This is a genomic window from Anaerotruncus sp. G3(2012) (assembly GCF_000403395.2).
GTDB lineage: Bacteria > Bacillota > Clostridia > Oscillospirales > Ruminococcaceae > Anaerotruncus.
The window spans coordinates 5,001-15,641 of sequence record NZ_KE159677.1 but is presented as its reverse complement, the minus strand read 5'-3'; the positions used below and the strand labels follow the sequence as shown (position 1 = coordinate 15,641).

At 56.8% G+C, this 10,641-nt stretch carries 9 protein-coding genes (1 of these 9 cut by a window edge); 3 read left to right on the top strand and 6 right to left on the bottom strand.

Translation table 11 applies throughout. The annotated features are described in order from the left end of the window. Window positions 1-139 precede the first annotated feature (139 nt). Window positions 140-988: an aldo/keto reductase gene (locus tag C814_RS18280; RefSeq protein WP_016316899.1), complete on the bottom strand. Its 849-nt coding sequence runs from the start codon at window positions 986-988 to the stop codon at window positions 140-142. A gap of 371 nt (window positions 989-1,359) precedes the next feature. Here C814_RS18280 and garR point away from each other — a divergent pair, with 371 nt between their 5' ends. Both garR and C814_RS18270 read left to right on the top strand, forming a co-directional pair. Beyond that, window positions 1,360-2,244, top strand: coding sequence for a 2-hydroxy-3-oxopropionate reductase (garR, locus tag C814_RS18275; protein ID WP_016316898.1), 885 nt, complete (start codon window positions 1,360-1,362; stop codon window positions 2,242-2,244). A 169-nt stretch (window positions 2,245-2,413) separates the two neighbouring features. Then, a complete protein-coding gene (locus C814_RS18270) occupies window positions 2,414-4,321 on the top strand; it encodes a sigma 54-interacting transcriptional regulator (RefSeq protein WP_016316897.1) in 1,908 nt (635 codons plus the stop codon). Window positions 4,322-4,449: 128 nt separating this feature from the next. Here the strand turns inward: C814_RS18270 and C814_RS18265 are convergent, their stop codons facing one another. Continuing rightward, window positions 4,450-4,860, bottom strand: a complete 411-nt coding sequence (locus C814_RS18265) for a hypothetical protein (RefSeq protein ID WP_016316896.1) — start codon at window positions 4,858-4,860, stop codon at window positions 4,450-4,452. Window positions 4,861-5,050: 190 nt separating this feature from the next. Then, window positions 5,051-6,388 carry a glucose-6-phosphate isomerase gene (locus C814_RS18260; protein WP_016316895.1) on the bottom strand — a complete coding sequence of 446 codons (1,338 nt, stop codon included), beginning with the start codon at window positions 6,386-6,388 and terminating at the stop codon, window positions 5,051-5,053. A 248-nt stretch (window positions 6,389-6,636) separates the two neighbouring features. Between C814_RS18260 and C814_RS18255 the strand changes: the two genes are divergently transcribed. After that, on the top strand, window positions 6,637-7,818 hold the full coding sequence (locus C814_RS18255) for a D-alanyl-D-alanine carboxypeptidase family protein (RefSeq protein WP_016316894.1): 1,182 nt from the start codon (window positions 6,637-6,639) through the stop codon (window positions 7,816-7,818). A gap of 121 nt (window positions 7,819-7,939) precedes the next feature. Here C814_RS18255 and C814_RS18250 read toward each other — a convergent pair whose 3' ends face one another. From C814_RS18250 to C814_RS18240, 3 genes are all read right to left on the bottom strand, one after another. Next, a complete protein-coding gene (locus C814_RS18250; RefSeq protein ID WP_016316893.1) occupies window positions 7,940-9,067 on the bottom strand; it encodes a hypothetical protein in 1,128 nt (375 codons plus the stop codon). A 413-nt stretch (window positions 9,068-9,480) separates the two neighbouring features. Beyond that, on the bottom strand, window positions 9,481-10,296 hold the full coding sequence (locus C814_RS18245) for a 4Fe-4S binding protein (protein WP_016316892.1): 816 nt from the start codon (window positions 10,294-10,296) through the stop codon (window positions 9,481-9,483). Between the two features lie 114 nt (window positions 10,297-10,410). Then, a protein-coding gene (locus tag C814_RS18240) for a RidA family protein (protein WP_016316891.1) crosses the window boundary here: on the bottom strand, window positions 10,411-10,641 show its 3' portion. Its footprint extends 138 nt past the window's final position; the window shows 231 of its 369 coding nt (coding positions 139-369); the start codon falls outside the window, past its right edge; it ends in the stop codon at window positions 10,411-10,413.

Below are 10,641 nucleotides of genomic sequence, written 5' to 3'. Positions count from 1 at the left end.
CAATTTTTTGACTGCCGCCGCAGCGGCGTGCATAGGCCAACCGGCGCAGAGCGCCGGCTCTTGGGCCGGAGCAAAAAAATTGAGTAAAACTTTAGATGATGAACAGGCTCTAAAGCTGCGTTCGATTGCCCGAGAATCGTCACTGGATGTCCAGAGGGACCTTCCGGGTGGGCGCGGGAAACGCCTTATCCAGCGCGGCAAACTCTTTGCCGGACAGCTTCAGTTCCGCAGCAGCCGCATTTTCCAGCGTGTGGGTGGCGCGCCCGGTGCGGGGAATGGGGACCACGCCTGGCTGTGCCAGCAGAAAGGCGAGCAGGACCTGCGCCGGAGTGGCGTCATGCGCAAAGGCGATCTTCTGTATCACCGGATTGGCGAGCAGGCCGCGCCGCAGCCGTCCGGCCTGCGCCAGCGGGCAATAGGCCATCACAGGAATCTGCCGCTCCCGCAAAAACGGCAGCAGATCATATTCGATCCCGCGGCTGCCCAGGTGGTAGAGCACCTGATCGGTCGCGCAGCCGCCCGCCTTGGGCAGCGCCATCAGTTCCCTCATGTCGCGGGTGTCCAGATTGCTGACCCCCCAGGCGCGGATACGGCCTTTGGCTTTCAGCTCTTCCATACATTCGACCGTCTCGGCGAACGGCACCGAACCACGCCAGTGGAGCAGATAGAGGTCCAGGTAATCGGTGCGCATCCGGCGCAGGGAGTTTTCGCAGCAGGTGAAAATGTGGGCGCGCCCGGCGTTGTGCGGATAGACCTTGCTCACAAGATAGAGGCTTTCCCGCGTAAACCCCTGGATCGCGCTGCCCACCAGTTCCTCGGCGGCGCCTTCGCCGTACATCTCAGCGGTGTCGATCAGGGTCATGCCCGCTTCGATGCCGGTGCGCAGGGCGTTGCGTTCATCCGCGAATGCGGAAGGATTCTCCCCGAGGTACCATGTCCCCTGTCCCACCGGGCCGGCGGGTGCGCCGCTCTGTGTGATGAATGCCATGAAAAATCTACCTTCTTTCGCTTTGGTTTGTATCTATGTTTCTGGTCTTGCTGTCAGAGCAGTCCAAACTGCGGTGTGTGCGCCTGACGCCTGCGGCGGGGCTGCCGCAGGCGTGAAGAAAACCATGCGGGTTCTTTTCAGGTGCTTCCATTATACTCTGCCCAAACGGTTGTTGCAAACCGGTTCCCGGAAGATTTGAAACTGTTGTTTCGAGGTTTTGAAAAAATGGATTTAAAATTTGAAAGGTTTATGGAATGATAAAAATATCAGGTGGGAATTTGGTCATTTTGAGCCTTGAGATACTGGCGCGGACTCCTTATAATGAGAACCAGCAAAGGAAAACATCTGCAAAATAATGGAGGTAAGCAACTATGAAAATTGGTCTGATTGGTCTTGGAATCATGGGCAAACCGATGGCGAAAAATATCCTGAAGGGCGGCTACACCGACCTGCTGGTCAGCGATCTGAATACCGCTGCTGTCGAAGAGGTCGTAGCGGCTGGCGCCAAGTCCGCTACCAACAAAGAGATCGGCGAGAGCTGCGATGTTGTTCTGACCATGCTGCCGAACTCCCCTCATGTAAAGAGCGTTATGCTGGGCGAAAACGGTGTTGCCGGTTACATGAAGCCGGGCACTGTATTCATTGATATGAGCTCGATCAACCCGGTTGCCAGCAAGGAGATTGCTGCGGTGCTGGCTGAAAAAAACATTGATATGCTGGATGCGCCGGTTTCGGGCGGTGAGCCGAAAGCGATCGACGGTTCGCTGAGCTTCATGGTCGGCGGCAAGCAGGAAGTCTTTGACAAATTCAAACCCCTGCTCGAGACGATGGGCGCTTCTGTTGTGCGCTGCGGCGATGTCGGCGCGGGCAACACTACCAAGCTGGCCAACCAGATCATCGTTGCGTGCAACATCCAGGCGCTGGCCGAGGCTCTGACACTGGCGCAGAAGGCCGGTGTGGACCCGCAGCTGGTGTTCGAGGCGATCCGCGGCGGTCTGGCCGGTTCAACGGTCATGAATGCAAAAGCGCCGATGATGATTGAAGGCAACGATAAACCGGGCTTCAAGATCGACCTGCACATCAAAGACCTGAACAACGCGCTCGACTGCGCGCACACGGTCGGCGCTCCGGTTCCGATGACCGCCGAGGTTCAGGAGATCATGCAGTGGCTGCACAACAACGAAGGCGGTCAGAAAGACCACAGCGCAATCGCTCAGTATTATGAGCACCTGACCGGGCTCAAACTCGGCCGCTGATCCCGCTCTATCCGCTTGTTCTCTTTCTTCATAAAGTTGGTCCTCCTAACCAACGAAAAGCCGGGTGTTCTGCACCCGGCTTTTTCCGTCTGCCGGTGCAGGTTGACAGCCGGCGGGCGGACGGGGTAAAATGGTTCCAGAACCCAACAACAGGAAAAGGAGAATCCCTATGGCAAAAGTGGCGATTCTGGTCCCTTATCGGGAGATGTGCGAGCTGGCGCGCCCTCTGGCTGAAAGGGCATCCAAACATTTTACGGTGATGTGTCTGGAATTCACCAGAACGGAACTGGTCGAATCCCGCGTGCGGGAGCTGGAAAGCCAGGGCTGCGAACTGGTCGTGGCCCGCGGCGCACAGGCACAGATCGTCAAGCGCAGCAATCTGCGTATGCCGCTGGTCGAGATCCGTGTGACCACCCAGGAACTGGGGATGGTGATGCTCGATCTGAAAAGGGAGCTGGGGATTGCATGTCCACGGCTTGGGCTGGTCGGTTTTGCCAATATGTTCTGCGATACCGCCCAGTTCAACCAGCTGTTCGGTGTTGATCTGCGCCTTTATATGGTGGAGGACACCGCCGGGCTGGCCCCTGCCACCGAACAGGCTTATCAGGATGGCTGCAATGCGGTGATTGGGGGAGATATCTCCTGCGAACATGCGCGCCATATGGGGATGACCTGCCGGTTCATCCCTTCGGGGGAGGAGAGCCTCCGGACGGCTCTGGAAACTGCCGGGCGCGTCTGTTACGCCATTGATCTGGAAAAACACAACAGCGCCGAGATGGACACTATGCTGAACTACACCTTCAATGGGATCATGCAGATCGACCGCAATGGGGTCATCCTGCGGGTTAACCGCGCGGGATATGATCTGCTGGAGCGGCGTCCCAGCGATCTGTTGGGACAGACGCTGACCGCCGTTCTTCCCAACTTCAACCGTAAGGTCTTGGAGGATACCCTCTTTCAGGGGAAAGAGGCGTACGCCTTCCTGATGGACATCAAACATAAAGTAGCGATTGTCAACCTGGCGCCGATCCGCGTGGATGGGGAGATCGACGGCGCAATCCTGACCTTCCAGGAGGGCAAGAGGGTCATCGAGATGGATGGGGAACTGCGCCGGGAGCTGTATCAGCGCGGTTACATCGCCAAGTATACCTTCGATAAGACACAGGCGTGCAACAAGGAGGTACAGGCGACGATTGCGCTGGCCAAGCGGATCGCAAAATACAATGCACCCGTACTGCTGGCTGGGGAGGCGGGCACCGGGAAAGATATCATGGCGCAGTGCCTGCACAACGAAAGCCTTGCCCGCAACAATGCATTCGTTCCGCTGGATTGCAGCGCCTGGCTGCCCGATACGCTGGATACCATGCTGTTCGGCAACTATACCACCAAAAAGGAGACCCCTACCAGTATGGCGGAACTGGCGCAGGATGGCACCCTTTATCTGAGCCACGTGGAGGACCTGCCGTTCGAGATGCAGTATAAGCTGCTCAACCTGCTGCAGGGAAAGTTCCTGCACAACGGCTCCAACCGTCCGGTAGCAGCCAACGTCCGGGTGATCGTCTCCAGCTGTGTGAACCTAGCGGCGCGGGTGGAACGCAGCGAGTTCCGCGGCGACCTGTATTATGCATTGAGCGTGCTGAGCCTGGAACTTCTGCCGCTGCGCCGCCGCAGGGAGGACATCCTTCCGTGGGCGGAATTCTATCTGGATGAATGGCAGGAAAAGTACAAACGTTATGTGCATCTGACACAGGGTGCGCGTCAGTTCCTGCTCAACTACGACTGGCCGGGCAATCTCGACCAATTAAGCCGGGTCTGTGAGCGGATCGTGCTGCTGACCGAGAAACGCAACATCGACGAGGTGTTCCTGCGCCGGCAGGTCGAGCAGATCACCCCCAAAACCCTGCCCGGGACCGAGAAAGTGGTGCTTTACAAGGATCAGAAGGCGGTGGAGATCGCCGCACTGCTGCGCAGGTATTCGGGAAACCGGGAAAGAGTTGCCGAGGAGCTGGGTGTGAGTAAGACAACCCTTTGGCGGTATATCAAAAAGTATGGCATCGAGCCGGATTACAACTATTAGAAGAGAGTCCCAGACCAAAGGCAGCTTTGGCGGAAGAAACAAAAGAGCAGGAATACCGTGGGTGAAAAACGGTATCCCTGCTCTGTGAATTTAAGCAGCTTTCCTCTGATCAACAGGCATGCACAGCATCAGATGATATACTGGTGGACACGCTCGGGCAGGTCTTCCTTATCGCAGGAGACGGTGAAAGTCATGGTTGCGCCGTTTTCGTTGAGCAGATTGACCAGCTTGTCGATCATGAGGCCGAATGCTTCATAGTCATGGCCGCCGACCTTGAAGGTTGCGTCAACGAACACTTCGGTGATGTCATAGTTGCCCGCGAACAGGCCCGCAAAAAAGCCATAGAACGCGTCAAAGCCTTTGATTGCGTAGTGGTCAATGTCGATCAGGCGCGCCTGGTAGCTCAGGCCGAATTTGAGGGTGTCGCCCTTCTCGACGCAGACAACGTTGCCCTTGGAAGTTTTGAGCGCATCGTTGACCATCCCAATCAGCGCTTTGGTTTTTCCAGAACCTTTATGTCCTACAATCAGCTTAATCATATGAAATCAGTCCTCCATCTTTCTTTAAAATACAAATTTGTGAATAAGGCGTTCCGCGCCTGTCCCGCATGAAGTGTGGTCTGCTGCGGCCCGCAGTGCGGAGCGCGGGCAAAGGCTCTGCCTTTGGAAACCGCGATTTTTTGAGAAAATCGGGTAAACCTTTTAGGTGGTTTTGAGGGGAAACAGGTGCTCAGTTGAGTTTCGCCTCAAGCTCCGCTTTTTGATCCTCATAGCCCGGTTTGCCGAGCAGGGCGAACATGTTCTTCTTGTAGCTTTCCACACCCGGCTGGTCAAACGGGTTGACCCCCAGCAGATAGCCGCTGATCGCACAGGCGCGCTCAAAGAAGTAAACCATATAGCCGAACTCGTGCTCGTTGATCATCGGCACTTCAAGGACCATATTCGGGACGCCGCCCTGGGTATGCGCGAGAATGGTGCCCTGCATCGCCTTCTGGTTGACAACCGACATGTTCTGGTTGGAGAGGAAGTTCAGCCCGTCGAGATTTTCGGGATCGTCTTTCACGAAGAAGTCAAGCTGCGGTTTGCCGATCGAGACAACCGTCTCGAACATGGTGCGGCTGCCTTCCTGAATAAACTGGCCCATAGAGTGCAGGTCGGTCGAAAAGATCACCGACGCCGGGAACAGGCCCTTATTGTCCTTGCCCTCGCTCTCGCCGTAGAGCTGTTTGAACCACTCGTTCATCATCGCAAACGACGGTTCATAGCTGACCAGCAGTTCGACCGATTTGCCTTTGCGGTAGAGGATGTTGCGCAGGGCCGCATATTTATAGCAGTCGTTCTTCTCGAGATCGTCAACAGAAAGCTCTTCCAGCGCCTTCTGTGCGCCGCCCATCACTGCGTCGATATCCACGCCCGCGACCGCCATCGGCAGCAGGCCCACCGCAGTCAGCACCGAGTACCGTCCGCCGACATCATCCGCAATCACGAATGTCTCGTAGCCTTCGCGGTCGCTCAACTCCTTCAGGGTGCCGCGCGCCTTGTCGGTGGTGGCATAGATCCGCTCTTTGGCGCCCTCTTTGCCGTACTCTTTCTCGAGCATCTCCCGGAATACCCGGAACGCCAGCGCAGGCTCGGTGGTGGTGCCCGACTTGGAGATGATGTTCACCGATACCCGTTTGCCCTCGCACAGGCTGATGATCGTGTTCAGATAATCGGCGCTGATGTTGTTGCCCGCGAAGTAGATTTCGGGGGTGTCCTTCTTCATATTGTTATAAAACGGGGATTTGAGCAGCTCGATCGCCGCGCGCGCTCCCAGATAGGAACCACCAATCCCAATGACGATCAGCACATCACTGTCGGCCTGGATCTTTTTGGCAGCCGCTTTGATCCGCGCGAATTCCTCTTTGTCATATGCTGTGGGGAGGTCGGTCCAACCAAGGAAATCGTTCCCCAGTCCGGATTTTTCGGTCAGGAGCTTGTGGGCGGCATGTACCTGCGGCTCAATCGCCGCCAGCTCATGTTCGCTGACAAACCCTTTCAGATGGCGTGTATTCAGTCTCATTGCCATTGTGATCCTGTCCTTTCTGCGTTTGCGCATTGCTTGTATAATTCGCACAACCTGACCCGCTTGATGCGGAGTATTTCTTACACATATTGTACCCGATTTATCCATCCATTGCAAGCCGGACAGGCTAAAAATTTACGGAATGTTTTCGAGCCGGTCTGACAGCCGCGGAAAAAATCCGGAAAAGCTCATTTCTTCGGACGTCCCCGCATATATCTTTAGTATTCTGAACTGTAACGAGGTGTAAACTTATGGGGAAACGGCTGGCTGCATGGATGATCTGTCTGATACTCTGTTGTTTGTGCGTTTCGGGGCTGGCGGTCCACGCGGAGGACCTGCCCGATATGACTGCGCTTGAAACTGCCGCCCCGGTCAACGACGGCCTTCCCGCACGTTCGGCCATCCTGATCGAGCAGGAAAGCGGACGGGTGCTGTTTGAGAAAAACCCGGATGAGCAGCTGCCGCCTGCGTCGATCACCAAGGTGATGACATTGCTGCTGACGATGGAGGCGATTGACCAGGGAAAGCTCACGCTGAATGATATGATTACCTGTTCGGCGCACGCCGCCTCAATGGGCGGGAGCCAGATCTGGTTTGAGGAGGGGGAGCAGCTCTCGGTAGACGACCTGCTCAAGGCGACCGCGATCTCCAGTGCGAACGATGCGGCGGTTGCGCTGGCGGAAGCGGTCGCGGGGAGTGAAGAGGCGTTCGTGGGGATGATGAACGAGCGGGCGCAGAGCCTGGGGATGGCCAACACCCATTTCGTCAATGCGACCGGCCTGGATGCACAGGGGCATGTGACCACCGCGCGGGACATCGCGGAGATGAGCAGGGTGCTGCTGCGGTACCCGCTGATCTCGGAGTATTCGAGCGTCTGGATGAGCGAACTGCGGGGAGGGGAGACCCAGCTTGTGAATACCAACAAACTGGTCCGGTTTTACGATGGGTGCACCGGCCTGAAAACCGGTACGACCGATGGTGCGGGGAGCTGCCTTTCCGCGAGCGCGACCCGTGGAGGGCTTTCGTTGGTGGCGGTGACCCTCGGAAGCGCGACAAGTGCTGAACGGTTTTCGGCGGCGCGCGGCCTGCTCGACTATGGGTTCGCCAACTATGCGCGGGTCGAGCTGCCGGTGGTCGAGGGGATCGAACCGATCCCAGTCAAACACGGGATTGCGCAGATGGTGGACGTCGTATGTGAGCCGCCAGGGGCGGTCGTTGTGCGGATCGCAGACAAGGACGCGATCACCCAGCAGGCCGACCTGCTCCCAGAACTGGAGGCCCCGGTCGAATCGGGGCAGACGGTCGGCAAGGTGGTCGTCAAGGTGGGGGAGAGCGATCTGTGTGAATACAGGCTGGTTGCTGCGGGATCGGTTGAGCGGATGACCTTTTTTCGTGCGTTGGGGATCCTCTTTTCCAGCCTGATCCGGATGTAACTGCCGGTTTTCGGCGGAAAAGCAAACGGTTTGCTCGACCTTTTCCGGGCCAATAGATGCCCGTAAGCATGTGTGCAGCAAGTATGCCCGCGATCTTCCGATCGCGGGCATACGCTGTTTTTTACAGGGGTTCGATCTGGACCGATTTCGCGATCGCCTGCCATTGTTCCTCCGGGATTTCCGTCTCGCCAAATGCAATCGCGACATAGACCAACAGGTCTGTGTTATAAGAAAGGATCGCCTGCCGGCGGACCCATTCCTCCTCCTCGGCTGGCTGTCCGTCCGCCTCGTCGGCGGGGACATAACCCGCATAGCAGGTTGCGGTCAGGCTCGATTCGGTTTCGGAAATGGGGGTGTACTCGATGTCCCAGGTCGCCCGGCTTCCCAGCATAATCTGGTTGTAGACACCGCGGTAAAACGCCGCTGTCCGTTCATCTATCCCTTCGGGAATCTTAAAAATGTGGTAGCCGGCCGAGCCTGCCAGCGCATCCCCCTCATAAAATTCCACCGGAGTGGTCGGGATCGAATAGAGTTCCTCGTCGGGGTTTCGTACCGTCCAGCTGTCGGGCAGGTCGATCGAGAGCTGGAACGGGGGGATGTCGTAAATCTTTGCATTTGCTTCGGTACGTCCGCCCTGATAGGCCGGGAACCGGATGGTGTGCCGTATGTAACCGGCAGAGGCTGTCCCCTGAGGAACATCCACTTCATATGGCTGGCCCGCAGGAAAGACAAACGCATAACCGCCCGCTTCAAACTGAAGGTCGCCTCCGTCCGCGGCTGTAAAATAGACCTCCGAAACCCCGCAGACGCTTTGAAGCGAGGCGGACACGCTGTCGAGGATGCTGTAAACCAGGTCCTGCGCGTCAAAGACATGGAACTGGTCCTTCTGTGGGTTGGGCGGCCCGGCAAACAGCGAGCTTTCCGGCGCGAAAGAGACCGACAATCCGTCCCCCCTGGGAACCGGTGGCCGCGAAAGGGTGAGGTCCCAGCCGGTCAGCTGGGAGAGCTGCTCCACCACTTCTTCCGGGCCGGTCCCCTGTTCACAGGGGAATGGTTTGAGATTGGGCGCGCGCCCTGCCAACAGCGGGCCCGCAGGGGCCTCCGGGGCAGAGGATGTGTCCGGCTCGGATGCGTCAGACATCGAAGATACAGCGGAAGAGTGCTCCGGCTGATCCTTGGGGGCGGGTGCACAGCAGGAGAGTGCCGCCAGTACCGCAAGCACTGCGGAAACAGATTTAAAGTGCTTCATAATTAAGACCCTCTTTCATCTGGATGGAAAAATCCTTCATGATCCCTGTTTTCATAATATCCCTCAAGATTACAGATTTATAGTTTTTTTCTTAGAACCCGTATTCACAACCATTCGACACCGTCTAAGCGGGTCTTTTGCCGGCCTGCCGCGTTGAAAAACCTTGCAATACACAAAGTATTGTCTGCGTTTTTTCGCCTTGCAGGGCAGCAAAATCCCTCGCCCATCCGGCATCCTCTGATTATGAATACAGGTTCTTAATTATACAAAGACAGGCAGCTCTTTCACAAGATCCATCAGATTTTCAGGATCACGCTCCAAATATATTCTGTGATGGGCGGATGGTCCAAGGGTTGGCAAAAGGGGGGCCTTTTACAAAGTACAAAGCCCCCCTTGCAAAGAGAAAATGTTTTTTAAAGAAGCAGCTGATTCTCCGAGCGGGCGGTGTAGTTCTGCTCCAGCATAGACACATGGGAGAGGAAGTCGGCATCCTCGAAATATCTGGCCCCTTTGGGGCAGCGGCGCACACATGCCTGACATTTGATGCACAGACCGACAGCTTCCAGGGTTCCCGCGTCGATGCTGTGCAGCGGACAAGCCTGGGCGCACGTTCCGCAATGGACACACTTACCGGGATCGGCGAGCGGCTTGGCCTTCAGGAATTTTGCAGGGGTGCCATCCTCTTTCAGAGGGGTATAATAAGGGCCGATCTCACTGCGGTCGATGTCCAGCGGGGGCAGCGGCGCATCCTTGGACAGCTTTTCCGCTGCTTTGGCCGCAAATACACGCATCTGCTCCAGATCAGCGCCATCGGGCCGGCCTGTGCCAACCTTGTCCGAGAACGCATGGCGTCCGGCGAAAGCTGCGGCCCCTGCGATCTGAAAGCCGTTCCCTTCCAACAGGAGCACCAGCTCCCGCAGCGCCTGATCATGATTCCGGTTCCCGAATACGCAAAGGGGGACTGCCGGGGTATTGCTGCCGAAGATGCTGGACGCATAGACGGGCATCAGCTTATTTGGCAGCCGCCCAGCATAGACCGGGGACGCCATCACCAGCAGGTCGTCCTCCGCAAAGCGGTATTCAGACTGCCGGTTTTCCGGTCTGGTGAAGTCGACGTAGGCCGGCTCCTCGCCCAGATGCCGGGCCAGCTCTTCTGTCACAAAACGGGCGATCTTTTCGGTCCCGCCGGTAGGGCTGAAATAGAGGGCGCATATACGCCTGATGTTCATAATCCGACTTCCCTTCCATCTCAATTACACTGAGAACCTGTATACACAACCATTCGGCCTTGACGAGTTTATTCGCATAGAGGATTCTCTCTTTTGATTTATGAATGCAGGCTCTTATACTTCAGCGATAGCCTCGATTTCACACAGGACATTTTTGGGAAGCGTCTTTACGGCTACGCAGCTGCGGGCAGGCTTGGAAACAAAATAGCGGGCGTAGACCTCGTTGAAGGCTGCAAAATCTCCCATATCTGCCAGGAAGCAGGTGGTTTTGATCACCCGGTCGAAACCGCTGCCTGCGGCCTCCAGGATGGCACCCACATTTTTGCAGCTCTGCTCAGCCTGGGC